23 protein-coding genes are annotated in these 25,358 nt (G+C 52.9%); 15 read left to right on the top strand and 8 right to left on the bottom strand.

The genetic code is table 11. The features are described from left to right. The first annotated feature begins 41 nt into the window (after window positions 1-41). Both GIW69_RS10985 and GIW69_RS10980 read left to right on the top strand, forming a co-directional pair. The gene (locus GIW69_RS10985) at window positions 42-4,538 is read left to right on the top strand and encodes a P-loop NTPase family protein (protein ID WP_236482419.1); all 4,497 of its coding nucleotides are present in this window, start codon (window positions 42-44) and stop codon (window positions 4,536-4,538) included. An 85-nt stretch (window positions 4,539-4,623) separates the two neighbouring features. Further along, window positions 4,624-6,174 (top strand): DUF5677 domain-containing protein, encoded by a 1,551-nt coding sequence (locus tag GIW69_RS10980; protein WP_150636966.1) that lies wholly within the window; start codon window positions 4,624-4,626, stop codon window positions 6,172-6,174. A gap of 239 nt (window positions 6,175-6,413) precedes the next feature. Here GIW69_RS10980 and GIW69_RS10975 read toward each other — a convergent pair whose 3' ends face one another. After that, window positions 6,414-7,418: a hypothetical protein gene (locus GIW69_RS10975; RefSeq protein WP_150636968.1), complete on the bottom strand. Its 1,005-nt coding sequence runs from the start codon at window positions 7,416-7,418 to the stop codon at window positions 6,414-6,416. Between the two features lie 396 nt (window positions 7,419-7,814). After that, window positions 7,815-8,696 (bottom strand): restriction endonuclease, encoded by an 882-nt coding sequence (locus GIW69_RS10970; RefSeq protein ID WP_224787268.1) that lies wholly within the window; start codon window positions 8,694-8,696, stop codon window positions 7,815-7,817. A gap of 307 nt (window positions 8,697-9,003) precedes the next feature. Between GIW69_RS10970 and GIW69_RS10965 the strand changes: the two genes are divergently transcribed. The 3 genes from GIW69_RS10965 to GIW69_RS10955 all read left to right on the top strand — a co-directional run bounded on the left by GIW69_RS10965 (window position 9,004) and on the right by GIW69_RS10955 (window position 12,418). Next, a complete protein-coding gene (locus GIW69_RS10965; protein ID WP_236482417.1) occupies window positions 9,004-9,915 on the top strand; it encodes a site-specific integrase in 912 nt (303 codons plus the stop codon). Window positions 9,916-10,356: 441 nt separating this feature from the next. Then, complete coding sequence (locus GIW69_RS10960) at window positions 10,357-11,178, top strand: hypothetical protein (RefSeq protein ID WP_150636972.1); 822 nt, start codon at window positions 10,357-10,359, stop codon at window positions 11,176-11,178. Between the two features lie 145 nt (window positions 11,179-11,323). After that, window positions 11,324-12,418, top strand: a complete 1,095-nt coding sequence (locus GIW69_RS10955; protein WP_150636974.1) for a DUF3800 domain-containing protein — start codon at window positions 11,324-11,326, stop codon at window positions 12,416-12,418. 350 nt (window positions 12,419-12,768) lie between these two features. Here the strand turns inward: GIW69_RS10955 and GIW69_RS10950 are convergent, their stop codons facing one another. From GIW69_RS10950 to arsN2, 4 genes are all read right to left on the bottom strand, one after another. Continuing rightward, entirely contained in the window at window positions 12,769-13,305 is a 537-nt protein-coding gene (locus GIW69_RS10950) for a hypothetical protein (RefSeq protein ID WP_150636976.1), read from the bottom strand. Then, complete coding sequence (locus GIW69_RS10945) at window positions 13,298-14,470, bottom strand: DUF3800 domain-containing protein (protein WP_150636978.1); 1,173 nt, start codon at window positions 14,468-14,470, stop codon at window positions 13,298-13,300. Before GIW69_RS10945 ends, GIW69_RS10950 begins: the two co-directional genes overlap by 8 nt. A 61-nt stretch (window positions 14,471-14,531) precedes the next feature. Continuing rightward, the gene (locus GIW69_RS10940; protein ID WP_003395050.1) at window positions 14,532-14,900 is read right to left on the bottom strand and encodes a hypothetical protein; all 369 of its coding nucleotides are present in this window, start codon (window positions 14,898-14,900) and stop codon (window positions 14,532-14,534) included. Window positions 14,901-14,972: 72 nt separating this feature from the next. After that, window positions 14,973-15,425, bottom strand: coding sequence for an arsenic resistance N-acetyltransferase ArsN2 (arsN2, locus tag GIW69_RS10935; protein ID WP_224787269.1), 453 nt, complete (start codon window positions 15,423-15,425; stop codon window positions 14,973-14,975). 141 nt (window positions 15,426-15,566) lie between these two features. Between arsN2 and GIW69_RS10930 the strand changes: the two genes are divergently transcribed. The 8 genes from GIW69_RS10930 to GIW69_RS10895 are packed head-to-tail and all read left to right on the top strand — an operon-like array spanning window position 15,567 to window position 21,639. Beyond that, window positions 15,567-15,989 (top strand): arsenate reductase ArsC, encoded by a 423-nt coding sequence (locus GIW69_RS10930; protein ID WP_070414556.1) that lies wholly within the window; start codon window positions 15,567-15,569, stop codon window positions 15,987-15,989. 8 nt (window positions 15,990-15,997) lie between these two features. After that, window positions 15,998-16,342 (top strand): metalloregulator ArsR/SmtB family transcription factor, encoded by a 345-nt coding sequence (locus tag GIW69_RS10925; protein WP_164393769.1) that lies wholly within the window; start codon window positions 15,998-16,000, stop codon window positions 16,340-16,342. Window positions 16,343-16,366: 24 nt separating this feature from the next. Next, window positions 16,367-17,650: an arsenic transporter gene (locus tag GIW69_RS10920; RefSeq protein ID WP_150636982.1), complete on the top strand. Its 1,284-nt coding sequence runs from the start codon at window positions 16,367-16,369 to the stop codon at window positions 17,648-17,650. A 16-nt stretch (window positions 17,651-17,666) separates the two neighbouring features. After that, entirely contained in the window at window positions 17,667-18,137 is a 471-nt protein-coding gene (locus GIW69_RS10915; RefSeq protein WP_150636984.1) for an arsenate reductase ArsC, read from the top strand. A gap of 47 nt (window positions 18,138-18,184) precedes the next feature. Next, on the top strand, window positions 18,185-18,898 hold the full coding sequence (gene arsH, locus GIW69_RS10910) for an arsenical resistance protein ArsH (RefSeq protein ID WP_139048551.1): 714 nt from the start codon (window positions 18,185-18,187) through the stop codon (window positions 18,896-18,898). Between the two features lie 20 nt (window positions 18,899-18,918). After that, window positions 18,919-19,341, top strand: coding sequence for an arsenate reductase (glutaredoxin) (arsC, locus tag GIW69_RS10905; protein WP_007247287.1), 423 nt, complete (start codon window positions 18,919-18,921; stop codon window positions 19,339-19,341). A 37-nt stretch (window positions 19,342-19,378) separates the two neighbouring features. After that, window positions 19,379-20,452 carry an ArsO family NAD(P)H-dependent flavin-containing monooxygenase gene (locus GIW69_RS10900; RefSeq protein ID WP_139048550.1) on the top strand — a complete coding sequence of 358 codons (1,074 nt, stop codon included), beginning with the start codon at window positions 19,379-19,381 and terminating at the stop codon, window positions 20,450-20,452. After that, on the top strand, window positions 20,452-21,639 hold the full coding sequence (locus GIW69_RS10895) for an MFS transporter (RefSeq protein WP_224787270.1): 1,188 nt from the start codon (window positions 20,452-20,454) through the stop codon (window positions 21,637-21,639). The genes GIW69_RS10900 and GIW69_RS10895 overlap by 1 nt, the downstream gene beginning before the upstream one ends. Here GIW69_RS10895 and GIW69_RS10890 read toward each other — a convergent pair. Beyond that, complete coding sequence (locus tag GIW69_RS10890) at window positions 21,620-22,177, bottom strand: arsinothricin resistance N-acetyltransferase ArsN1 family B (RefSeq protein WP_150636986.1); 558 nt, start codon at window positions 22,175-22,177, stop codon at window positions 21,620-21,622. The two genes, GIW69_RS10895 and GIW69_RS10890, sit on opposite strands and share 20 nt — an antisense overlap. Before the next feature lie 202 nt (window positions 22,178-22,379). After that, window positions 22,380-22,706, bottom strand: a complete 327-nt coding sequence (locus GIW69_RS10885; protein ID WP_007247291.1) for a four-helix bundle copper-binding protein — start codon at window positions 22,704-22,706, stop codon at window positions 22,380-22,382. A 421-nt stretch (window positions 22,707-23,127) separates the two neighbouring features. On the opposite strand from GIW69_RS10885, the gene GIW69_RS10880 reads away from it, so the two are divergent. Then, window positions 23,128-23,337 carry a co-regulatory protein PtrA N-terminal domain-containing protein gene (locus GIW69_RS10880; RefSeq protein WP_105223821.1) on the top strand — a complete coding sequence of 70 codons (210 nt, stop codon included), beginning with the start codon at window positions 23,128-23,130 and terminating at the stop codon, window positions 23,335-23,337. 148 nt (window positions 23,338-23,485) lie between these two features. Continuing rightward, the gene (locus tag GIW69_RS10875; RefSeq protein ID WP_150636988.1) at window positions 23,486-25,351 is read left to right on the top strand and encodes a copper resistance system multicopper oxidase; all 1,866 of its coding nucleotides are present in this window, start codon (window positions 23,486-23,488) and stop codon (window positions 25,349-25,351) included. Window positions 25,352-25,358 lie beyond the last annotated feature (7 nt).

The raw sequence follows: 25,358 nt of genomic DNA, 5'->3' as shown, positions 1-25,358 counted from the left end.
GAGGCATTCTGCCACCAACCAGCTCATGCAACGGACACCCCATGGATTACAGACGCATCAGGGGCATGGAATCAGGACAGCGCCTCGCTTTCGAAGAACTCATTTGCCAGCTAGCCCGGCGTGAACCACAAGCCGCTGGCGCAGAATTCAGGCGAATTGAGGGAGCCGGTGGAGACGGCGGAATCGAGGCTTATTGGTTGCTTAAAGACAAAAGTGAGATCGGCTACCAAGCAAAATACTATTTAAAGTCCAGCGAAATTAATTGGGCCAATATCGACGACTCGGTAAAGAGTGCGCTTGAGTCTCATCCATCGTTAACCAAATATGTAGTCGCCCTGCCTTGTGACCTGACGCATAAAACAGGCCGTCAAGGCGGCGGAAAAACAGGGTGGGAGCATTGGGACACCCATAAGGCCAAATGGGAGAAACTTGTCCCGAAGGGTAATCAAGTAGAGTTCACCACTTGGACAGCCTCAGATATAACCGACCGTCTGATCCATCCAAACGCTGAAGGTCTCCGCAATTTTTGGTTTGGAGATGTTGAGCTTTCGGAGCTCTGGTTTAAAGACAAGATTGATCTTGCTGTTAGATCACTGGAAGAGCGCTACCACCCGGATGATCATGTTGAAGTAAGTATTGAGCGACTATTCAAAGTCGCGCTTCACGACCAAGTTATAATTACTGAAGTTCACGATCAAATCGCCAAAATCCGTGACGCTATAGACCTTGAAAAAGTTGAAAGATTATTAGGCGATCAGAGCAATAGCATTACGAACAAAATCCGAGGTGAAGCGCAAAAACTCGAATCGCTGGCGCTAACTATCACTTCAGATCCGTGGAGCACATGGCCTATTGCGGAGTGCCTACAGTGCGCGAACAACATCTCTAATCATGTATACGAACTGTACGACCTTAAACGGAAAGCCCAAGAAGGCAAGAGCAAATTAAAAAATGAGCACGACCAAGATTCTAGCAACTTGGAGTACAGGCTTGGCAAGATCAGTAGTGAGGCCTACTCGCTCAGCTCACTGCTAGAAAATAAATATTTTTCCAGCGAAAACTCTCGCACTATTTTGTTATACGGAAAAGCAGGTACTGGGAAGTCTCATCTACTTGGCAATATCGCCCAGCAGGCTATTTCAGGAGATAGAAAAGCTATCTTAATTTTGGGCCAGCATCTCTCAAACGATAATGTTTGGCATCAAATTACGACACGCTTAGAGATAGGCAATATTACTGCCGATGTATTCTTGCAAACTCTGAGCGCTGCCGTTGAGGCCACAGGTAAACGAGGCTTAATTTTAATCGACGCCATCAACGAAGGCGCAGGAAGAAAACTCTGGCACAGTGAATTGGCTGAGTTCATTGCCAGAGTTGAAAAATATCGCAACTTAGTATTGGTAATTAGTTGCAGGACTGAGTACAAAAAAGTTGTAATTCCTGAGTCATTACTCACAAACCTACCGTCATTTGAAGTTCGTGGCTTTGAGACACCCAAAGAGCAGTCGAGAGCCGCCAAAGTCTACTTAGGGAAACGCGGAATATCTCAGCCTAACAGTCCATGGCTATCTGCAGAATTCGTGAACCCCCTTTTTTTACGAAGTGCTTGTATCGCTCTTCAAAAAGATGGCAAGAAATTTTTCCCTCAAGGTTTATCTGGCACCAAAGAAGTATTTCTTTTTTATCTCAGAAGCATTGCACGCAACCTAGGGGTTGGCCAAGACGGCTCCGATACTCTTGTAAAACCCACCACACTAGCTCTTTCAGCCATAGCCTTGGAAATGGCCGCCAAGCGACGGGACTTCGTTCCGCAAACCGAGGCTATGCAGATCATTGCTGAGAAATTTAGTGGTCATCCTGCCCCAACAGATGCCAGCTGGCTTGAAGTGCTCCATAGAAATGGTCTATTCCGAACAGACCCAAACCCTCAAGCCAGTGAAGATGATCTGTTTGGCTACCCGGAAGACATCATTAGATTCAGCTTCCAGCGGTTGCAAGATCACCTGATGGCAGATGCATTACTTAAAAACATCGATGCCCCTTCAGCGGCGCTGGAGAACGGTGCACTTAGCTTTATTCATAACGACGAGCAGCTAGACTGGGAATGGGCTGGATTGGCGGGGGCTCTCGCAGTACAACTACCTGAACGCTTTGGCGAAGAACTTTTAGACTTATTACCCGGTGACATTAACATTTGGGCTAATGATTACGATCTTCGTGAATCTTTCATCGAAAGTCTAAAATGGCGTAGTAACAAAGCGTTTACTGAGCGAACCATAGAAATCTATGATGCATTTCAGTCAAATTTCAACAATTACTTCGATGTAATCATTCAGCTGAGCGCCAACCCAGATCATCCCTGCAACGCAAAGTTTATGCACAAGAAGCTTTTGAGTATGAAGATGCCAAAACGCGATGAATTCTGGACTCGCCAAATCAATGAACTTTCCATGGAAGAGGGAAGCATAGCTAGACGATTGATCGACTGGAGCGCACATGAACAGAGCGACCAAACAGATCCCAAAATTCAACATCTTTGTTCTATAACCCTTACCTGGTTCACCTCGAGCACTTTCAGGGAACTACGAGACAAAGCGACCAAGGCCATCGCCGCTCTCCTGCGTCGCAACCCAAGCCTGTATGAACAGCTATGTGAGGATTTCCACACCGTTGATGACCTATATATCCATGAACGGCTTCATGCCGCCGCTTACGGTTCCTGCTGCAAAGATCTGAGTAATGAACGGTTATCCGCCTTCGCAGAGGTAGCCTATAAATCCGTTTTCGACCAAGAAATCGTCCCACCGTCGATACTCTTGAGGGATTCAGCACTAGGTATCATCGAATTGGCCCATGTTCGTGGCTGCCTACCGGCAAGTATTGATGTTGGGAAAGCCCGCCCCCCCTATGCAACGAAAGCAATTCGACTATCCGTCACCGAAGAGGCGCTAAAAAAGGTTGCCCTTCAGGCCGGAGACTCACAGATCAGTCGCTCTTGCACTGGCTGGATGGGTGATTTTGCAAATTACGAAATAGAACCGAGAGTCAGCTCTTTCCTGAACGTATCCCTGAAGCAACCTGAGCCATTCACCTCATCCGAGATCTATGAGCGGTTTAAACAGGAGGTGATCAACCATTGCGCGGAAAGGGTTGAGATACTTCGGTTGATGCATGCGTTCAGTCCCAACCCCTTTCGAAATCTTCTGAACCGTGCCCAAGATGATGAACCGGACGAGAGCCTAGAGGACTTCATGGAATGTGAAGCTCTGCTGCTCTCTGTTCTGAGCCCCTCTGAAAAGCTGAGGTACAAAAAGGAATACAAACCACGCTTTGGCATCTCAACGACCCGCCCTGAAAAGCGGCCACTTATAAATACTGCATCGGCACAGCGCTGGATTGCCAAGCGAGCCTATAGCTACGGCTGGACAAGCAAGCTGTTTCCTCATGATCAAAGCTTTCGCCATGCGCATGGCCGCGAGCGCCCTGCCGGCGAGCGAATAGGCAAGAAGTACCAGTGGCTTGCTCTGGATGAGCTTCTCTGCAGTCTGGCCGACAACAACTGGATGTCCGAGAGGGCTTCCCATGGATCGCGCCAGTACGCTGGCCCAGTAGACATTGGTTTCCATCGAGACATAGATCCAACGGTATTGCTAACCGATGACGCGAAGCCTACCCGGGGGAGATCGATCCAGAAGCACGAGATATTGATGCGCCAAACCTCTGAAGAGGAGCTGGGCAAGTGGCCATTCGAAGCGGATCCCGCTATGAGCATGAAAGGCCTCATCGCCAGAGAGGATTCCGAAGGCCGCAGGTGGATGGTTCTGCATGAACACCGCTCAGTGTCCGAATACTACAAGGACAAGTCCAAACGCGAGCATGGGCTCAGGAAACAAGAGTGGCGATTCCTGCTGCCAGTGATCGTGAGGCAAGGAGATGAGAAAAGGCTCATCAAATATCTACTTGCCAAAAAGGACATCGATGTTAACCGCTACTCGACTCGTGAGGCGACGGGCGCCGGTTATCTTCTGGAGGCTCCATGGCGGTCTGTGTGGGATCAAGAGCAATGGTCGGCCATGGATTTCCACAAGGTTGGGGAGGTAGAAATTGCCTATCCATGCTACCGATATTACTGGGAGTCGCACTTGGACGCCTCTCTCCCTGAAGGAGCTCAAGCGCTTATACCCGCGCCTTGGCTAGCTCACAGGCTTGGCCTAGTTCCTCACCATGACGATCCGAATGTTTACGTAGACAACTCCGGCAACCCTTGTTTTGTTAGTGGTCGAAGCCCTGGTGATGGCTCGCATGCGTTTCTCGACCAGGAGCTCTTCGATGCATTCCTTAAGAACGATGGGCTGTCCTGTGTGTGGGTTTTTGTCGCGGAACGAGGAGCTTGGCCAGGCGGGGGGAACCGGCACGCTTCTTGGCGTCGATCCGAAGGGTTCGTGTGGCTTAAAAACAATAAGCCTCAAATCAATCACTGGAAAAACGATTACGACAAAGGGGAGGATGCAGAGGAACCGCACGACCTTGAGTCGTGAGCTTGAGCATTTCGGAAGACTGACCAGCTAGGTCTGCAAGTGCAAATTGGCAGGGGTTACAGATCATAGAAACAAGGAAGAGCTCATGTCTAAAAAGAAAAAGCCTTATCGACCAGGAAAAATTACTTCGCCGCTGGCCGACCACAAAAAGGTCGGTAAAGCGTTAGTGCCTCCCTTCATGCAGATATCTGGCCTGAGTTTCTCTTCCTGGGCCAGTGATCGCCTTCCAGAGATGCTTTGGGCCTGCTTAGTCATAACTGTCCTCCCGCGAGAGGAGGCAATTGATGCTTTCCGGGACATCGCCGCCATCGGCATCCGCTATCGGCGGGAAGATGGTGAAGAGCAGGAGCAGAAGGCACGAGGCTGGTCACTCCGCCATTCAGACCTGCCAAATCAGCCGAGAGAGCTTTTCAACGGATTGGCTTCTCGCGTGCTGCGCTGCCCCGCAGGCGTGCAGGCTTTACGCCCACTATTACTGCTCGAAAATTTACCAGGCTTGGCGTGGTGGAAGGCCGCAATTGCCGTTGAACCGACCGATGATGACTGGCAGACCCTTGGACAAGCTGTACAAAAAACATTTGATCATCAATCACAATCGGCCACGGATGTACGTTGGCTAAGCGTACTGTTCAAGCTGGGTCTAGGTGAGCTCTTTGTATTTGAGGGCATGAGGGAGCAGGTTCAGGAAATTATCGACTATCCCAATCGTGGGGATATGAGATCTGTTCGCCCCTCCATTAGATCGATGGAAATGGCTGTAACCAGCCTCAAACCTGATCAAGAACCTAACCCGTGGCCCGAGTCTTTCTGGGCTTACACGCTGGAGCATACCCATTGCTTGCCAGCCCCATTGAAGGCAAGAGGCAAGTCCACCCATGACTCAAAAGTCCTCGGCAAGGCGATCAACGATGTTCGGGAAGCTCTGCTGGAACACTGGTTCAATAGCCTAAGCACTACCGCATTGAATCCAAAACATGATGGTGTTTTTGGATTCGGATTCTTTGCTCTGGCCTGCTTGGTCGAGTTGAGCGTGGGCCCGTTGAACTCTGCTATTACAGGCAGGCTGCTGCTTCGCGCCCTTACAGAATGTCGAATATCTCTGGCCTATTTGGTACGGCGCGGCAATGACGAGATGTGGAAAAAATTCCGTTCATACGGTGCTGGCCAAGCCAAGTTAGCTCTACTTAAGCATGAGGAGATGTCTGGTCAGAAGCCTCGTTTCGTGACCCAGGAAGCCTTGGAAGCCTTGGCGAACGAGGACTACTTCCAGGAATACGTGGAGATTGATCTGGGCCACTGGTGCGGGAAAGACCTCCGTCGGCTGGCAGAGGAGTCAGGCACGAAGGACGATTACGACCGGTACTATGGCTGGGCTTCGGGCTTCGTCCATGGCCAGTGGGGAGCGATGAGAGACAGTAACTTCACTCATTGCCTGAATCCGCTGCATCGGTTCCACAGGATTCCGCTGCCGATGCATCGCATGCTAGAACCCACCATGGCTGATGCACTGCATTTAGTGAATGCCATCCTAGATGATGTGAACGGGGCCTACCCAGGATTCGACACTCGCTTCGAAATTGAGAGCGTGCTGGGGGAGGATGAAAAGTATGCAGAGCCTCCACCTGAGTCCGCTTAGACCAGCTTGTGCTACATCGCATAACGCCCCAAAAGGCATAGCTCGCTGAAAAACAGGCACAAAAAAACCGCCTTTAGGGGGCGGTTTCTTTGAACATATTACTTTCACAGGAGACGGTTTTAGCCGTGTCGCCGAGGTGGAGTCCTGCACTCTTAGCTCGACCATGTGGGCGAATTATAGAGAAAAGGTGCGGTACGTGTCAATCGAATTGACAAAATATTAACTTAATCTGACTCAACTCAAGCGCGATCCATTTCCCGCTGGATCCCAAGGTCTTCATCATAGTCCAGCTCCCACTCCGACGCCCACCGTTTTGCCATTCTCTCGACTGTCGTTAGCGCTTCTAGGGCAGTACGGAATGTCCCGAGCTCTAGATTGAGACGTTCAACTTCCTGCTGGAGCTGGTCGGCCTTAAGTTTTTCCTGCAGGAATTGGTTGTGAGGCACATGGTTGGTGACGCCCACCGCGTGCATCAGTGCTGCTTTGAGAAGCTTTTCCTCGCCTCTTGAAAGCCTAATCGTGTAACGCACGTTCCGCGAGGGGATGCTCGTACCGAAGCTCACAGGCGGCAACAGACGCTGAATAGAGACAGATTCCGTCCTGCCGCACAACACATAGCTGGACTTTCCGCTGTATTTATATCGCGGCATCCGATCCAAAGTGACCTGCGATATTTGGAAGACCGATTTGTCGCCAGCCGATGGAGCGATGGATGTCACGGGAGCGACCTGAACCAGATTGCTCGATACCACTTTCACTACGACAGCAAGTCGACGCTTGTACATCTCTCCGGCCAGGAGCGTATCGCTATAACGCTTGTTGGTCTTCGTACTCGCATCCGTGCGCCCTGTATGCTGAACGAAGCCGTAATCAACCTCGACCAACGTGCCAGGCCACACAAGTTTACTCAACGTCTGGTTCTTGTCCTTCTTCAGAGTCTGATAGAGGAACACCTCGTTGGAAATATCGACAGACTTGAGCAAAATCGTGAAAACAGCCGGAGCGTCGCCAGTGGCCGGCGTACTGGCAACCGACACCAATTCCCAACGGTGGCATTGGGAGGTTGAGAAGCATTTGGTGACGAAGACTGGAGGCGGCGTCTTCCCTGCCTTCGCCATGGGTAGGCCAGGGATGAGCGCCTCACGAATACCTTCGTAGGATTCACTTCCAAGCAGTCTGGAAATCTCTTTTCCTGACGCCTGATCGATCACGGTCTCGAAGTACCGAACAATGATCGTCTGCATTGAACATCCCGTAATTATATGTCTATGGCGTGCCCCGACCAAGCCAAATTTAATAGCTTAGAACCGGGCTCCTGTCCGCCACCGATGGCGAAGCGGTGCCATCATATTCCACTTCTTGCAATATTAAAATGCTTCCATTTTGCCATCAAATTACAAAGTAGTGATTCCATTTTAATATTGAAGTGACATCATATTACTAGAGCTCGGGAAAGTTGGTTAGCACCCTTGAACGCTTGTACGTAGTATCGAAAAACATCAATTACCTTAAGGGTAAAACGCTTTTTGTAATTCGCCTGACTGTCCCAGATCCATCATCAAAACTTCCACTTTGCTGTTGCGTGAAGCCTGGTCGGAAAGTCCGATTGACGGCTTCGGTTGATCGTTCACTTCAATCAGTCATGACTTGAATAAGTCATCCAATGGCACGAATGCAGCACCTGTTTCTGCGGCTGCTCTCACCTTGCGGTCAATCACTTCAGCGATGGGAATCCGCTGCCCCAGCGCCTTGTAAATATCCTCGCCGGACATGCAAATCACTTTCCGGCCTTTTCCAAACGCGTAAAGGCCCTCTTGCGTAAACCCGCCGTAACTGATGAACACCCCACGTGCCCAGACCGCTTTTTGATCCAGTTTGCCGTGAAACGTGTGTAGTTCAGCTACCCCAATCGGATCTCTGACCCATTTGGCTTCGATCAAATACGTTTCATGGCCGAGCTGGAAGCTACCATCGATTTGCTCGCCAACCAGGCTGAATGGCGAACGCGCCTGGAGCTTGGATGAGTCAAAGAGCTCCTTGAGAAATCCTTCGAACTCGTAGCCACGCTTCTGGGGCGGTAAATCCCGCAGATCGTATAGCCGCTGCCTTAAAGCATCGAGGACTTGGCCCTGATCAATGACCGCTGCCGCAGCGAAAGGATTTCGTACAACTTCTGCATGCTGTCCGGGCGATCTTATGGACTCGAGCAGGGAAAGGAATCGGCCCTCGGCGTTCACGACAGCCTCTTCGGCCTTTGTCTCTTCCTGCCTGGTCTGCCGGTACTTCCAGAGAGCTTCGAGCACTCGGGTTACCGTGGGTTGATCGGCGTTCTGGAGAAGACATCTGAGTCGCCTGGCCTTTGAAGTGCCGTCCTTAGAGAACATCTCGTGGGAGATGTCGATCTCAAGCTCCTCTAGGAAAAACTCGTCCATGGTGCGGTTAGAGAAGTCGAGAACATATCCGCCCCCCATGTCGAAGATCGAATCAAGGAACCGCATCTCAGTCGATTTGAAATTCGCCACGCCTGCCCTCAGTCATTCATTTGCCCGACATCAGATGCCAAGCCAAGATCACGTTGAAAAGTCAGTTAATAATATGCCCCAAACCGCACTATCACGCAGTTCCGTGACTCGACCAACCCAGTTCCATATTTTGGAGCTAGCGTAGACGCCCTGCAGATTGGCATGCTAGTTTCGCCGCCTCTGATCTTCCTGGATCAAACGGTCGGCTCGTGAAGGCTCAAATGCCACAGGTTGTAACACCTCTTTATCGCACGCATTTCGACGAAAGTCAGCGGGCAGCCGACACCCTGGCGACCGGAGAATTGCTATGCGCGTCCCAGTCTATCCAGACGACCTGATCCGAAATCGTGGTTTCAAAAGCCTGTCCAAGCAGTTGCAGCAGCACTGGTGTGGCCCAGCCCCAATCTCACTTGCAGATGCTCAAAAAGCGCTCGCGCAGGGACTGGGTTATCTGAGCTTCCACGATCTCACCGAGACCTCAAAAGTCTGCCCGCCAGATGAGCCTGTGCCGCATGAAGCCGATGTCAGGAAGGCAATTGGTTCAGCCATCAAAGCTACCCTGCAGGCAGAAACATCGCCGCCTGTGGATCGACAGAAGCTGGAACGGCTCGTGAACGATCTCTTCCTGAAAAAACTCGTAGCCTTTAAACGTGTGCAGGTTTCTCCCGCTGCTGATCATGGCCTACTACCCAAACTGGTTATCCAGACTCAGCAAGGGTTGCTTAAAGAACATGTTCAGACCTTGGAAAAGATCCTTGCCGAATCGGGCGACTTGAGAGATCGGGCGCTGTTTGCATGCATGCTGGGTGGGCTGCGGGCAAACGAGTTCCTATCGGCGAGGATGCAACAGGGTGCTGCGGTGTATAGCGTGAAAAGCCGTGATACCAAGCATGTACTCGATGCGATTCCTGATAGGTACAGGTCGATACTTAAGGAGTACATCAAGGTCTCAAGGCTGTCAGACGGGGATTATCTTTTCCGTGCGGGTAATGCCTCTGGGCGTCCGCTGTCGGTTATAACTCTGAGAAAGATCTGTTTCTCCTGGACTCGCAAAGGGAATATTGATGCGAGCTTGCTGACACCTTATGGCATCCGCAAAACCACGAACAATTACGCCGATTTTTTGCGCGAAATGGGCGTGAGGATGGGCCACCACTCAGTGAATACGTCCTTGGCATATGGAGTCGGATTGCCGAAAACCAGTAGCACTGTTCACTAGGCCTAACCTCGGGAATGGTTTCGCGACTGATTTGCGAGGCCATTGAGTATTCCTGTTTTGGGCCAGCCCCCTGTTGGGGTACGGTTGTCGTGAACCCAATGTTGGCTTCGCTAAGGTTGGGCCCTTCGGGCGTCCATCATCAGGCCTTTGGCCCACCCTGGGCCGGCGCGCTCCGCTTACGGTCGCGACCGATACCTGAGCAACACTCCAAGCCACTTCCTGCGAAACCAGCCCGACGATGCCCTTCCCGCTGGCTATTGCGAAGTGAATTTTCCTGACCTATGATCGGGTCAGGCGGTGATGGTCGCCTGGCGCCTGTTTCGCGAAGCAATAGCCCATCGGTGACACCCTTCAGTTTTACATCGGCATGTCCCTAACCAGACGCTGCCCGGTGAACAGGCAATCGGACACCTAAGCGTCGTTGATTTAGGAACCTTTGCCATGTCTGATTTTTCTCCGCTAAACATCTTCAAATCCCAAGCTAAAGAGCTTGCTCGTGATAAGGGCCTTAAGCTTTCTGTCGCTCAAGAAGCCCTGGTGCAAAAAGCGGGCTTCGCTGATTACCATGAGTTTTCTGTAGTCGCCCAACGGAACCCAAAGGATCCGCGCCTGATGGTGGCTGTATTTGGGATCAAAGACTTTCCCCAAGCGATCAATGAGGATGATGTCTACGCCGACCTGGATCTAGAGTTGGAGGATCAGCTCTCCGGCGCGATTGCGGATACTAATGCGAGCGGATTCACTATTGATGCTCTTGAAGTGGAAACCGCTGACTACAGCGACGCAACTGGGAAGCTTACTTTGGAAGTTTCCCTGACCTACCAGGGGCAGCAAGATCAGGAGAGGATGTATCACGGTGCAGCGTTCTATCTCAAAGCCTCGGTCGAATTGCTACGCCGTGATGGTATATGGCTACTTGCTGACGAAGGCGTGGTCATCTCCAGCAGTGAGTCTGATGCTGATCGCGACCGTAGATCTGAATGGGAGCACTGGGCCCAAGTCGAAGAAGCTGAACGCGGCGACCGCAAAACCATGGCCCAAGCCTTGGCGAGCGAATTGGGCATATCTGTCGAAGATGCAGAGCTTCTGTCCGATGCGGAAGTCACGGCTAATGAATCGGATGAGGGGCTCGTATACAGCTACTGGATCAATTTTGAACCCGTAGCCGAGGGTGAGTTAAGAGCAGACCTGATCGCGCGATTCGGCTCTCTGGAGTACGAGCTAGACCCAAACTTTTTCGATGATGTTGATCACGAGTTCTGAGATTGATGAGGTGGTGGCCAGCTTTACGCTGGCCATTCAAAAGGCTTGAGATACCTAGACTTCCCAACATAGGCTGCTAGTCCATATTTCCCTCCCTTTGACTTTAACCTGATACTCCACTAAGGCAGAAACGCAGGGTAGCGAAATGACAACAATCTACTTCGACGAATCAGGTAACACAGGACGTCAGCTGGCCGATCTCGACCAACCACTGTTTATCCTCGGCTCGTGTGACTTCAGCGCTGAAGAGTGCGAGCAGCTTCTCCACCCACTGCGCTCCAGGCAGGCGGCTGAAATCCACTTTAAAAAACTTCGAAAGTCTGGGCGAGGACAAGATCGGATCATTGAGCTATTCCAGTCCGACTTGGTGACGCCTGAGCGTTTCAAAGCACAGGTGTTTCACAAGCGGTTTATGCTGCTGACCAAGGTGATCGATGACCTACTGGAGCCCCTGCTTTACTACCACTTCGACTTCAACCTCTATGAGAACGGCCAAAACATCGCTCTGAGCAACATGCTCTTCGCTTGTCTTCCCCTGGCAGTGGGGGATGCCTGCTTCGATCAATTCCTCTCCGTCTACTACGACATGTGTGGCGAAAAGAGCGAGGAAGCAATCACGGCGTTCTACGAGCATTTGGAGGTGATGAAAGAAGCTGCCGCACAGAGCACGCTGCCGATGGAATGGGAGCTCGAAGTGCTGTCCATGACCTCGGAGATTGTCCGGGATGCCCTCGAAGATTTGCCCAAGAGTACCTTCAACCCTGCGATACCGGCTTTCTTTTCGCTGTGTGTTGAGTGGGGAAGGCAGCACGCCCGGTTCGACGCGATATGCGATGACTCGGAGCCACTGGAGCGGCAGGCCGATTTTTTTACCGCAGTCGCCGAACTCGAAGAACAGGCTGAAGAGCAACAAGTGATTGGATTCGGAAACGCCCAGATTGAGTTGCCCCTTAGGCTGAATACTTTGGCCTTCAGTGCCTCACACGATTCTGATGGTATCCAGCTTACCGACGTTCTCACCAGCGCGCTTTCGTACTACTACACCAAACGGCAGAAGGGCGAAACGAATGATGAGTTCTTCATGAAGCTAGACGGCCTAGGCTTTCTACATGATTTTGTCAGCGGTTGTGTCTGGCCCACGACAGATGTCACCCCAGAAGCACTTGGGAGGGGGGGTGATGAAGGTGGGCACAATCCTGCGAATGCCTTCGCTGACTTTTTAATGGAGCGAAACAGGTAAGCCTAAAGCGCCGAACGCTCAATGCTTCCGACTGAACCGTTTTCCAATGTCAGTGCTAATGCCTACCTTGGTATGTGCAGTATGAACTGAAATCTCGCTCTTTGATCTCAGTGGTTCAATCGCCCAGACCATCTGTTAGCGTGGAGCATTCAGCGCCAAATCCTTGAGCTAGGGCGCGATATCAAATGACGCTTTCGTGCCCGTGCAGCAGCAATCGTCATTGGTCGGCGCAATCTTTCTCTCATCGTAATGTACCCAAATACGGCCATTAAGCCCAAAAACGATGGTTAATGTGCCGTATTGGGAACATTGACTTTGCAAGTCATAGCCACGTACCCCATCGCTAGACCCTAGGACGGTAATTGATTCTCTGATTCGCTGGCCTCATGGCGAGACCAGCGCAACCTAGCTATCGACATGAATTGTCTAATAGCCAGCGCTCCCCGTTCATTTCTGGCTTTCGACCCAGGCAAGGTCAGTGCTACCTCTACCTTGGCACGACTCGCTTCGTACATTGCAAATGCGTTGAACTCACAGTCAAGCAGCACCAAGAGCACAGTATCGAAGGGTTGTCGTAGATCAATTGCCCCCATACGTCCCGTAATCTTTTGCGGGTTCAGGATACAGCGACCCTTGATCTGGATTCTCGCGACGCCATCTTCCAGCGTCTCTGTAGCGTCGTAACCTGCCTGCCTTGCAGGATGTAGTAACAGGCCGAGTCTAGTAGCAGCTTCGTACTCTGCGATCTCGCCTGTTACGCCCAGCGGCTTGCCGGTCAGACGATAGAATCTACGCGCAAGCACCTTGGCTTCTTTCAAGATCTCTAGGATTTCATCCTGGATCAATGCAGCCTGCTGAGGTTCGTTGCCATGACTGAGTTCAGTCATCTGCAAACGCCTCGAGCGCAGTGAGCAGCTTGGCAAGCTCAGTCAGGTTGGCTGCAGTCACGATGTCATATTCTCCTCGACTACTCAGCCGATACACCTCTCGAGCCTTTTTGACACGTTCCAGCAGAGGGACGACTATGCCTGACGCCCTTTCCAGAAACTCGTTGATGTCAGCCCGTGTCTGAGGAATTTTGTAGCCTTTGGCCGCGCTTGTGATAATCACGTCCGAATCGCGAAGCTTGGCGATGCCGCTGGAGCGGATCCTCTGGTCGTTGATATCTCCGAAGCCGCTATCTTTTAGGTGGCCGACTATTTCTGCGGTTGGCACGTAGTCTTTGGTGACGAATTCGCTTTGGAATCTCAGGAACCGCAAGATGCTCAGCTGCAGGCGCTCATCCTCATTAGGGTGCTCACCAGCCCTTTCGCTAAAAAGGTCAGCCTGGCGGAGAGCTTCTTGGTGTACCTGGTAGTCTGCATACCCAGATTCATCCGCCGGCGGCGGCAGAAGAGACTGGTACTTGGATGGCCACTCAAGCATTCCAAGGGTCAGGCTTCGTAGAATCTTTTTGTAGGCAAGAACTGCTTCTTCCGATGCTTTCTCTTCGTAGATCTGAGCGACTGAGCCAGCAAAAAAATCTGCAACCTGAACCAAGACGTTGTCCTTACTGGCCATCGTCTGGAAGGCATCTTTATCGCCAAATAGGTCATCGACGAACCGTTCTGAAACGTAGCTTTTGAGGCTCTCCTGAAATTCCTGGCCACCATGCTCGTCTACGATCATCTGGAGGTCAGGGTATGCGCGGAACAAACGTTCATAGAGCAACCCGTTCACGTATTTTATGAACGAGGTCTTGATACGGAGGCCACCGTCTTTGTGAATTCGGGACTTATCAACGACGGTGAAATAGAGCCTGAATGGCAGATCGGCTAGCTCGTTTAGGATCCGGGCACGGCGATCTGAATCCTTGGGCTTAAGATTGCTGGATTTGATCTCGCCCGTTTGAAAATGCCGCTCGCGGAGTGCTTCAGCTTGGGCATAAGCAGCCTCCAGGTCTTTCTCTGCCACTAGAATGGAGCAGACGATGAAGAAGCTCGAGCTTCCACCCTTTGACGTATCTAGGTCGGAATTCCCGGACTCATCCACGAAGGCATATGTTCTGTCCATGAGCTTGCTCCATCAACAACGTACTGAGCGCGGCGGGTCGCCCAATGACAAGGTGGCGAACTTAGTTCGTCGCAGTGGTAGTGCCTGGAGCGGGGCCTTCGCTGAACGTGTAGTTGATGACCACGTCATTTCGGATCAAGACGTCGAGGGTCTTCTGAGTGCCCGTAGTCGTCACCTTCATGGTGACCACGTAGCTTTGGGCATGCGCTGAGCCATTGGTGTAGGTGTAGATCCACTTCTCGTCAGTCTCGCTGACTGCGCTCTTAGCGTAGGGCTCACCAAACAGCGACTTCAACTCAGTAGTCGTCGTTTTACCTTTGGTGATGCTCGCTACACTGGCCGACGGAAAGTCTCGCCCTGCGGTGTAGTGGGACGTAGCGCAACCGCCAAGTGCGACACAGATCCCTATTACTGCGATGAGCTTTTTCATATCCATCCTTGATCGTAGAAAGCTCCAAATCTAGCTGGCATCGAGGCTAAAAGCCATCACCAAGGTGATCAGCTACTTCCGTGCATTCGCAGATAATGCCTTGCACATGTAGCAAGCCGAGCCAGGGCAAAGCCCCCTGAACTGTTCCGTCTGAGAAATAAGAGGTGGCGCAGAGCCTCGTTGATTTACTGCATAGCCCTGCTGCTTAAAAAAGCCTGAAGCAGTTGTTGTCAGCAAATGAAATCGAGCGATTCCCTGCTCGGCGGCTTTCGCTTCAATGACCCGAAGCACCGCGACACCGACTCCCTTCGATCTGAATGTCGACACTACGACCAGAGAACGCAACAACCCGTCCGTACCATGCGTTTCGAATCCTCCCCATGCGACCGTCTCGCCATCCAGTGTGAACTCAAAAAAGGTTCGGCCTGGAAGATCAATATCGTCTGCTGGAAGGTCAGCAAATTTCAGCGCATCGCGAAATCGCTTCGACTGCCCTCCGGCTATTTCCGTTGCCTGGATCATCATATCCCCCTCCATCCTCTCATCTCCGTTATGCCGACACGCATGGAACGTTAGGGCACATGCCTAAATAGCAGGCATCATATTCGCTTTACCGAATATTCGCCAAAGCGTATATTCGATTTTCCATATGCGTCGAGTTCCACCATGAGCCCTGCTATCAAAGTGCTTTTCGTGTGCGTTGCCAACTCAGCCCGCTCCCTGCTTGCAGAGGCTTTGCTGCGGCACACCGACCCGCGCTTCGAGGCCTTCAGCGCAGGATCTGAACCGTCTGAGGTTGATCCGCGCACCACTCAGGCATTGGAGGCAGTTGGAGTCGATGCAACGGGCCTGCGCAGCAAGTCCCTCAGCGAGTTTCAAGCTGATCGATTCGATTACGTAATCACTCTTTGTGATAAATCCGCAAGCGAGTGCCTACCAACGCCCAGTGCAGGTGAAGTCATTGCCTGGGATTTTCCTGATCCAGTAACCAGCGATGATCCTGGCGCATTTCGCCACACGCTCCACGACATCCACGAGCGCATCAAGCTCTTCGTTTTGGTCAAGACCAAACACCTGGAGGATCTGTGACAGAACCCATGAACCCCACCACCTTATTCAAGTGCCTGGCGGATGACACCCGAGCAAAAATTTCGCTGCTTGTCGTGAGTGAAGGTGAGCTGTGTGTTTGCGAGCTAACGGCAGCACTCGACCTGAGTCAGCCGAAGATTTCTCGTCATTTGGCGCTGCTGCGCTCTGCCGGTTTGTTGTTGGATCGTCGCCAAGGCCAATGGGTGTACTACCGACTGAATCCTGATTTGCCCGCGTGGGTGACTGCAGTTTTGAAGGAAGTGGTAGACGCCAATCAGCAATGGCTGGAAACCGAGGCGAAGCGCCTCTGCGGCATGAACGACCGTCCGATCAACCAAGCCGTGTGTAGCTGATTCACGCCCAACCGGATTAATGAAATGCTGATTGCCGTATTGATCTTTATCGCCACCATCGTCCTTGTCATCTGGCAGCCCAAGGGGCTTGGGGTTGGCTGGAGTGCGATGTTCGGTGCCATCGTCGCGTTGCTGGCAGGTGTCGTTACCCTTGCCGACATACCAGAGGTTTGGCGCATTGTCTGGAATGCCACTGGGACTTTCATCGCGGTCATCATCATTAGTCTGCTGCTTGATGAGGCAGGTTTTTTCAAGTGGGCTGCGTTGCATGTAGCCCGATGGGGAAGCGGGAGCACCCGCAAGCTGTTCGCATTTATCGTCCTGCTGGGGGCAGCGGTGTCGGCCCTGTTCGCCAATGACGGAGCAGCATTGATCCTCACACCCATTGTGATCGCGATGTTGCTGGCGCTGCGTTTTTCTCCTGCTGCTACGTTGGCATTCGTTATGGCAGCCGGTTTTATCGCCGATACGGCGAGCTTACCGCTGGTGGTTTCCAACCTGGTCAACATCGTTTCTGCCGACTACTTCGATATCGGCTTCAACGAATATGCTTCGATCATGGTGCCGGTAAACATCGTCAGCGTGGCGGCGACGTTAGCCATGCTGCTGTGGTTTTTCCGCAAAGATCTACCAAAGACCTATGACCTCAACCAACTGGACAATCCGGACGAGGCAATCCACGACCGGGCCACTTTTGTAGCCGGTTGGTGGGTGCTGGCACTACTGCTGATCGGCTTCTTTGTCATTGAGCCATTGGGGGTGCCAATCAGCGCCATTGCAGCGGTCTGTGCATTCATTCTCTATGTCATCGCGGCTCGTGGTCACGCCATCAACACAAGCAAGGTGCTCAAAGAGGCGCCATGGCAGGTGGTGATTTTTTCTTTGGGTATGTACCTGGTTGTTTATGGCCTGAAGAACGCCGGCCTGACCGACCACATCGCGCAGATCCTGAACGTGTTCGCCGGTTATGGCGTTTGGGGCGCGTCCCTTGGTACAGGGCTGCTGACAGCATTGCTGTCTTCGATCATGAACAACATGCCTACGGTTCTGGTTGGTGCCTTATCCATTCATGCCGCCGAAGTTGATGGCGTCGTACAGCAAGCGATGGTGTACGCCAACATCATTGGCTGCGATCTCGGCCCGAAGATCACTCCAATTGGCAGTCTGGCCACGCTGCTGTGGCTGCATGTGCTGGCCCGGAAAAACATAACGATCAGTTGGGGTTATTACTTCAAGACCGGGATCGTGCTGACCGTGCCCATCCTCGTTGCCACATTGTCCGCCCTGGCACTGCGCCTCAGTTTCTGAATCAAGGAATCGTCTGATGAAAGTCTTGTTCATGTGCACCCACAACAGCTGCCGCAGCATTCTGTCCGAGGCGCTTTTCAACCACTTGGCGCCCGAGGGTGTAGAAGCCGTCAGCTCAGGAAGCTTTCCCAGTGGCCGAGTGAATCAACGGGCATTGCAAACGCTGGAGGCGGCGGGTATCTCCACTGCGGGCTTGAGCAGCAAGGCTTCGGATGCTTTTGAAGGCTCGCCTCCCGACATCGTGATCACTGTCTGTGACCGGGCTGCGGGTGAGGCATGCCCAATCTTCTTCGGGCCAGCTTTGAAGGCGCATTGGGGGCTGGCCGACCCGTCTGAGGCTAGCGGGTCGGACGCCGAGATCACCGCTGCGTTTGAAACCACACTAGCCAAAATTCACGAGCGCGTGAGCGCATTTCTTGCGCTGCCACTGAAGACCATCAGCACTGACCAGTTGAAAGCTGAACTGAACCGCATCGGTTCGCTTTAAAGATCTACCGAGGCGGCACCCAACCAGGCGCCGCCGTAGGAGTTTATATGCAAGACACATTGCCGAACGTACACGCCGACCTGATCGACATTCCTTCGCTGGAGCAACTGTCGCCTCGTACGCCTTTGCTCCATAAACCTCGTATTCTTCTGCTGTACGGATCAACGCGAGAACGCTCATTCAGCCGGTTAGTCACGCAAGAGGCGGCACGCCTGCTGAATGAGTTTGGTGCTGAAACCAAGATCTTTGACCCATCGGGTCTGCCGCTTCCGGATGACGCTCCCGATACACATCCCAAGGTCGCTGAGCTGCGCGAGCTGATGCAATGGTCTGAGGGACAGGTGTGGTGCTCCCCTGAGCGTCACGGCTCCATGAGTGCAGTATTCAAAGCCCAAATTGACTGGGTTCCGCTGGCGATTGGCGCTGTACGACCTACGCAAGGCAAAACCCTTGCTGTGATGCAGGTCTGCGGCGGCTCGCAATCTTTCAACGTGGTCAATCAGCTGCGCGTACTGGGTCGATGGATGCGAATGTTCACCATCCCAAACCAATCTTCGGTGGCCAAGGCATTTACCGAGTTCGACGAGGCAGGTCGTATGAAGCCGTCCTCGTACTACGACCGTCTCGTGGACGTGATGGAAGAGCTGATGAAGTTCACCCTGCTGTTGCGGGATCGCCAGGATTATTTGGTTGATCGGTACTCCGAGCGTAAAGAGTCCGCCGAAGAGCTTTCCAAACGCGTCAACCAGCGCTCCATCTAACGTCAGTACGAGGAAGCGATATGAGCCAGATCACGATCTACCACAACCCCGAATGCGGCACCTCTCGCAACACCTTGGAGTTGATCCGTAACAGCGGGGAAGAACCGACGGTTATCGAGTACCTGAAGAACCCGCCTGATCGCACCACACTTGTCAGACTCATAGAGGATATGGGTATCGGGGTGCGGGCTCTTTTGCGTATCAAAGGCACTCCGTACGAAGAGCTGGGATTGGGCGATGCATCGCTGACGAACGAACAGCTCATCGATGCCATGATGGCTCACCCTATCCTCATCAATCGCCCCATCGTCGTGACGCCCTTGGGTACACGCTTGTGTCGTCCGTCAGAGGCAGTCCTCGACCTTCTACCGCAGGAGCAGCGCGGCAGCTTCGTCAAAGAAGACGGACAAGTCGTCATTGATGAGCACGGTCGCAGAGTCTGATACGACAACGGTGAGGTGCCGCGATTGAGCCTGGAGGATGCTGGTGAGTCAGAATTCGAAACTTGATGTTGTGGTCATTGGCGGTGGTCAATCAGCGCTGACAGTCGCCTATTTTTTGAAGCGGTCAGGCTTGTCTTACGTGCTGCTCGATGCGGAGTCGGCACCAGGAGGAGCCTGGCGGCATGGCTGGGACTCGCTGCGACTCTTCTCTCCATCGGCATGGAGCTCGATTGCGGGCTGGCCGATGCCTGCCGTATCAGAAGAAACGCCTCACCGTGATGATGTTATCGACTATCTGACTCTGTACGAGCGTCGATATGACTTCCCCATCATCCGATCCACCAGGGTGACCCGTGTCGAAAAAGTCGAAGAAGGGTTACGGGTTGTCTCCGGGGATAGATACTGGGATGCCAAGGCGGTTATCAGTGCAACAGGCACCTGGAGCCGCCCATTTACCCCGAGCTATGCCGGACAGGAGTTGTTCGTAGGGGAGCAGCTTCATTCCGCTCATTACGTTGGGCCGAATGAGTTTGAGGGTAAAACCGTCCTTGTCGTGGGTGGTGGCAACTCGGGAGCACAGATTTACGCCGAGGTTTCTAAAGTGGCTCAGGCAACCTGGGTGACTCAAGAGGCCCCAAAGTTTCTACCTGATGAGGTTGATGGGCGTGTCCTGTTCGCACGAGCTACTGCTCGATTGAAGGCGCAACAGGATGGCGTGGAGCCTGAAAAACCCGTTGGAGGGCTGGGCGACATCGTAATGGTGCCATCGGTGAAGGACGCTCGTGAACGCGGTGTGTTGAGCGCTGTACGGCCATTCACGCACTTCACTTCAACAGGCATTGTCTGGTCATCAGGAGACGAAACAGCGGTGGATGTCGTCATCTGGTGCACTGGGTTTTCTCCTGCGCTCGACCACCTAAACAGCCTGGGCATTGTAGGCCAGGATGGCAAAGTGACTGTGGACGAAAACCGGAGTGTTGCTTCATCCAATCTGTGGCTGGTGGGTTACGGCGATTGGACGGGGCTCGCCTCCGCGACATTGATCGGAGTAACCCGCACCGCTCGAGATGTAGTCAAGCAAGTGCAAAGATATCTTGCTGAGTTGGACTGATGTCTACCGCAGCCCCGACGACAAGGCAGCATGCGACCCTGATTGGCTCAATGGGTTGTAACCAAATTCTTGCGTGGGGCTCCACGTTTTATCTGCCGGCAGTTCTAGCTGAACCCGTTTCGCACTCACTAAATATATCCGTTCCCGCTGTAGTGGGCGCCTTATCGTGGTCTCTGCTTGTCGCTGGAATATGCGCGCCTGTAGTCGGCAGGACTATTGATAAGCATGGCGGAAAATGGGTGCTCGCCAGCAGTTCGCTTTTGCTGGCCCTTGGTTTAATCACCATGTCTTTCGCATCAGGGCTGTTCGTCTACTACATCGCATGGACAGTTTTGGGTTTGGGCATGGCCGCAGGCCTGTATGACGCTGGATTCGCGACACTGGGCCGACTGATGGGGGCAAGGGCGAGAGGCTCGATGACCGGACTGACACTCATAGCGGGCTTCGCAAGCACGGTCGCTTGGCCTTTCCTGGCGTCGATGGATGCGAGCCATGGATGGCAAACCACCTGCAGGGTGCTCGCCTTAATCCATCTTGCTGTAGGTTTGCCCCTTCACCTGCTAACGGTTCCAGTCCCTACGCCGCGAGCAAGTGAGTCCGCCAAGATCGCCAAAACATCGTACGCGCCTGCTGATCCATGCTTAGCGTGGATCTCCTTGCTGTTCACATTACATGCGTTCGTGATGTCAGCGTTGGCGGTCAATCTAATAGCACTCCTGCGTAGCCATGAAATTTCCGCCGCCATGGCAGTAACGCTCGGAGCGCTGATGGGGCCGTCTCAAGTTGTCGCTCGGCTTTTGGAATATGCGTTTGGCCGCAACGCTCATCCGGTATGGATAGCAAGGCTAGGAATTCTGGCTTGCATCGTCGGACTGTTGGCCTTGGTGCCGGGGATGGTGATGCTGTCCCTTATCGCAGTGATTACCTTCGGCGGTGGAAATGGGATCATGACCATCGCCAGAGGAACAGTCCCACTTACACTGTTGGGCAGCACCAACCTGGGCATCCACCTTGGCCTGATCGCTCGCCCAGTGTTGGTTGCACAAGCGGTAGCGCCCATGGCATGCGCATACATCCTAGTGCAGCTTGGCCCAAACTGGCTAATTTGGATCATGGCCGGGATATTGGGCATCGGCGCTTTGGTCGCATTCACCAAACTACGAGCCTTCACCCCATCACTGGCTTGATTTCAACCTGGGGGAAGAGAATAGGTTCCAGTGGAGGGGTTGCCTGGCACAGCCCGCGCCGCCAATAGCCGACGTCGTGCCATTTCCCAAGCTTGAAGCCTACCTCTGAATACATCCCTATATGGGTGAATCCTAGCGACTCGTGCAGGCCCACGCTGCCTTCATTGGGCTGCGCAATTCCAGCGTAAGCGGCGCGAAACCGCTGTTTCTCAAGTATTGGAAGTAGAGTCTCGTAGAGTTTGCGGCCAACACCCTGGCGGCGAGCTGATTCAGCTATATACACCGTCACGTCTACGGCCCATCGGTAAGCTGCACGTGCACGATGCTGACTTGCGTATGCATAGCCCTTGATCTCACCACCTTCTTCAGCCACAAGGTAGGGATATGTCTGAAGTGTCGTCGCAATCCGCTGAGAAATCTCCTCAACGCTTGGCGGCGTCTCTTCGAATGAAATCGCCGTGTTCGAAACTATTGGCGCATAAATGCGCTGAATGGCTTCTGCATCTGCTGTCACCGCCGTGCGGATCTTTAAAGCCATATCGGTCGTCCATGATGGAAAGCGTTAACAGTACATTTTGCGGAGCAAATATTCGATTCTTCCGCGCTTCCTTGTAGTGGGTTGGAGCATGCAATGATTTGGATGCCCCCCAAAAAACGCCGTGTCGGTTTTTCAACCTAGTGGCCACCCCATCATTCAATGGTTGGCCACTAGGTTGATAAGTTATTGGCCGAAGGGAAGCTCAAGCAGCCATTGATTCGCATGCTTGTGCGCAAGCTAAACACGCTTTTGAGCAGTTCTGGCAATGTTCTGCTTCGTGAGCGCCGCACTCCTGACCGCATGCTCTACAAATCTTTGCGCAAAGCATACAAATCTCATTCGCGAAGGGGCTTCCCCGTGCCATTAGGGTCGCTGCGAGCCTACAGATATCTGCGCAATCCCTATCGAGCTTTATGCAGTTCGCCATCATCTTAACGTCCTGCTCTTCCAGACAGGCTGATGCGCAGGTTTCACAGGCCAATGCGCAGCGTAGGCATTCCGAAATGCAATCTTCATAGCTACTGTTCATAACCAATTCTCCGAGGTCGACGGTCGATTCAGTTGATGTACTTTTCTTGGAGGTACACTCAGTCCGACCCAAGCAGATTGGCCGGGTTTCGTGAAAATAATTACAGTTTCGTAAGGTAGGCACGCCTCCGCATCTTAGCTCGCCTCATCGAGCAGTCGCTTTTAGGCATAGGTCTGAAAAGTTCAGCTTTCCATGCAGGCGTAGGCAATGCGTGGAGCAGGTGGACGGCTGGAGTAGACGGTCAGCGATCTAAGCCATCTTTGGCGCTCCCGTTATGTTGATCAGTCCCGGCCAACGCCGCTGTCAAAGTTGTAATCGCAGGCTAAGCCTGCTGACAGGTGCGAGCCCCCATCATCCTCACTGAGCCGATGCTCAATCTCTCTGGACTACCTGAGAGCTGATTCTGTTGAGGAGATGCGCCATGAAAGCAACCAATGTTCTGATTCTTACGTTCAGTTTGGCTATATCGTCGCTGGCGTTTGCTGAGGGCGGTGGCGACCGCGCCGCTGAGCGTATGGAGCGAGCCCGTGAGACGGCGATGTCCACGCTTACCCCGAGTTCGGGAACACAGCCAAAGGGGGACGTTGCGCAGGAAAAACCTGTGGCTGAAAAGCCAAACCATCACTGCTGAGTCGCCCAGCTTACGGAAATGTAATTACCTCGTTTGCTGGCCTGTGGCATCTTTCGATGTATGAAATCGCGCAGGCGATCAAGTGATTGACCATTGGAATGTGCGCAGTAGTGCGCGCCTCCCTCCGACTGACGGGACACGAATCGGTATGCACTCCAACACCTCTCGGCGCACCTTCGTAAAAGGACTCACCGCAGGCGGAATTCTTGCAGGGTTAGGGCTCTGGCGTACCCCTGTATGGGCTGCACCTGGCCTTGGGGAAGCGAATGTCCTGTCAGGAACGGAGTTCGACCTGTTTATTGGAGAAACGCCGGTAAACATTACTGGCAATCGCCGTACAGCGCTGACGATCAATGGAGGGCTGCCGGGGCCCCTCCTGCGCTGGCGTGAAGGTGACACTGTTACTTTGCGCGTCAAAAACCGCCTGAAGGATATGACTTCCATTCACTGGCACGGGATCATTCTTCCCGCCAATATGGATGGTGTACCCGGCCTTAGCTTTCACGGGATTGAGCCTGACGGAACTTACGTCTATCAGTTCAAGGTCAAGCAGAACGGAACATACTGGTATCACAGTCATTCCGGCTTTCAAGAACAGGTCGGTGTATATGGCCCGTTAGTAATTGAAGCGAAAGACCCCGAGCCGTTTGTGTATGACCGTGACTACGTGGTGATGCTCACCGATTGGACGGATGAAGATCCGGCCTCGTTGATGAAAACGCTGAAGAAACAGGCTGACTACTACAACACCCACAAGCGCACGGTTAGCGACTTTATCAATGACGTCGCTGACAAAGGTTGGTCAGCCACCGTTGCTGATCGCAAGATGTGGGCAGAAATGAAGATGAACCCCACTGACATCGCAGACGTCAGTGGTGCGACCTACACCTACTTGATGAACGGCCAAGCTCCTGATTCGAACTGGACAGGCACCTTCAAACCTGGCGAAAAACTGAGGTTGAGATTCATCAATGGTTCGGCAATGAGCTACTTCGACGTCCGTATTCCTGGGCTGAAAATGACCGTTGTTGCCGCCGATGGCCAGTATGTAAAACCCGTGAGCGTGGATGAGTTCCGAATAGCCACAGCTGAGACGTACGATGTAATAGTCGAGCCCACCCAGGAAGCCTACACGTTGTTCGCACAGTCGATGGATCGGTCGGGATATGCCCGAGGTACTTTGGCTGTTCGATCAGGCTTAGTCGCACCTGTACCCGAGCTCGATCCTCGTCCTCTCGTCACCATGGCCGACATGGGTATGGCGGGTATGGATCATGGCTCGATGGGCGGAATGGGCGACATGGCTGGAATGGATCACAGCAAAATGGCCAGCATGGGTGACAGCTCAATGGATGGCATGTCGGGAATGGACGGCGGCTCCATGGCATCGATGAACCATGGCGCTAAGCAGGATATTTCCGGCATGGAAGGCATGGCCGGAATGGATCACAGCAAAATGTCTATGGAAGGCATGGGTGGGATGGGGGACATGCAGTCGCACCCCAAGACAGAAGCCAACAACCCTCTCGTAGACATGCAAGCAATGTCGACCTCACCGAAGCTTGACGACCCTGGTATGGGCCTTCGTGATAACGGTCGCAAGGTGCTGACATATTCCGATCTCAGGAGCACGTTTGAGGATCCTGATGGCCGTGAGCCAAGCCGAACTATCGAACTGCATCTGACCGGGCATATGGAGAAGTTCTCTTGGTCGTTCAACGGGGTGAAGTTTTCTGATGCCGAGCCAGTGAAGCTGAAGTATGGCGAGCGAGTTCGGATCGTGCTTGTTAATGACACCATGATGACGCACCCCATCCATTTGCATGGGATGTGGAGCGACCTTGAAGACGAGAATGGCCAATTCCTTGTTCGTAAACACACCATCGACATGCCGCCAGGATCGAAGCGCAGCTACAGAGTCACCGCCGATGCGCTAGGTCGCTGGGCCTATCACTGCCATCTTCTATATCACATGGAAATGGGTATGTTCCGAGAAGTGCGAGTAGAGGAATAAGGGATCG

The sequence above is a fragment of the Pseudomonas syringae genome, from assembly GCF_021605415.1.
GTDB lineage: Bacteria > Pseudomonadota > Gammaproteobacteria > Pseudomonadales > Pseudomonadaceae > Aquipseudomonas > Aquipseudomonas syringae_S.
The sequence above is the reverse complement of the archived record's forward strand: the minus strand, read 5'-3'. Positions and strand labels throughout refer to the sequence as shown.

Excerpts from the sequence above, each read along its gene's own strand:
- GIW69_RS10985 (WP_236482419.1), top strand. The coding sequence starts at position 42 with ATGGATTACAGACGCATCAGGGGCATGGAATCAGGACAGCGCCTCGCT.
- GIW69_RS10980 (WP_150636966.1), top strand. The coding sequence starts at position 4,624 with ATGTCTAAAAAGAAAAAGCCTTATCGACCAGGAAAAATTACTTCGCCG.
- GIW69_RS10975 (WP_150636968.1), bottom strand. The coding sequence starts at position 7,418 with ATGCAGACGATCATTGTTCGGTACTTCGAGACCGTGATCGATCAGGCG.
- GIW69_RS10965 (WP_236482417.1), top strand. The coding sequence starts at position 9,004 with ATGCGCGTCCCAGTCTATCCAGACGACCTGATCCGAAATCGTGGTTTC.
- GIW69_RS10960 (WP_150636972.1), top strand. The coding sequence starts at position 10,357 with ATGTCTGATTTTTCTCCGCTAAACATCTTCAAATCCCAAGCTAAAGAG.
- GIW69_RS10955 (WP_150636974.1), top strand. The coding sequence starts at position 11,324 with ATGACAACAATCTACTTCGACGAATCAGGTAACACAGGACGTCAGCTG.
- GIW69_RS10950 (WP_150636976.1), bottom strand. The coding sequence starts at position 13,305 with ATGACTGAACTCAGTCATGGCAACGAACCTCAGCAGGCTGCATTGATC.
- GIW69_RS10945 (WP_150636978.1), bottom strand. The coding sequence starts at position 14,470 with ATGGACAGAACATATGCCTTCGTGGATGAGTCCGGGAATTCCGACCTA.
- GIW69_RS10940 (WP_003395050.1), bottom strand. The coding sequence starts at position 14,900 with ATGAAAAAGCTCATCGCAGTAATAGGGATCTGTGTCGCACTTGGCGGT.
- arsN2 (WP_224787269.1), bottom strand. The coding sequence starts at position 15,425 with ATGATGATCCAGGCAACGGAAATAGCCGGAGGGCAGTCGAAGCGATTT.
- GIW69_RS10930 (WP_070414556.1), top strand. The coding sequence starts at position 15,567 with ATGAGCCCTGCTATCAAAGTGCTTTTCGTGTGCGTTGCCAACTCAGCC.
- GIW69_RS10925 (WP_164393769.1), top strand. The coding sequence starts at position 15,998 with ATGAACCCCACCACCTTATTCAAGTGCCTGGCGGATGACACCCGAGCA.
- GIW69_RS10920 (WP_150636982.1), top strand. The coding sequence starts at position 16,367 with ATGCTGATTGCCGTATTGATCTTTATCGCCACCATCGTCCTTGTCATC.
- GIW69_RS10915 (WP_150636984.1), top strand. The coding sequence starts at position 17,667 with ATGAAAGTCTTGTTCATGTGCACCCACAACAGCTGCCGCAGCATTCTG.
- arsH (WP_139048551.1), top strand. The coding sequence starts at position 18,185 with ATGCAAGACACATTGCCGAACGTACACGCCGACCTGATCGACATTCCT.
- arsC (WP_007247287.1), top strand. The coding sequence starts at position 18,919 with ATGAGCCAGATCACGATCTACCACAACCCCGAATGCGGCACCTCTCGC.
- GIW69_RS10900 (WP_139048550.1), top strand. The coding sequence starts at position 19,379 with ATGCTGGTGAGTCAGAATTCGAAACTTGATGTTGTGGTCATTGGCGGT.
- GIW69_RS10895 (WP_224787270.1), top strand. The coding sequence starts at position 20,452 with ATGTCTACCGCAGCCCCGACGACAAGGCAGCATGCGACCCTGATTGGC.
- GIW69_RS10890 (WP_150636986.1), bottom strand. The coding sequence starts at position 22,177 with ATGGCTTTAAAGATCCGCACGGCGGTGACAGCAGATGCAGAAGCCATT.
- GIW69_RS10885 (WP_007247291.1), bottom strand. The coding sequence starts at position 22,706 with ATGAACAGTAGCTATGAAGATTGCATTTCGGAATGCCTACGCTGCGCA.
- GIW69_RS10880 (WP_105223821.1), top strand. The coding sequence starts at position 23,128 with ATGAAAGCAACCAATGTTCTGATTCTTACGTTCAGTTTGGCTATATCG.
- GIW69_RS10875 (WP_150636988.1), top strand. The coding sequence starts at position 23,486 with ATGCACTCCAACACCTCTCGGCGCACCTTCGTAAAAGGACTCACCGCA.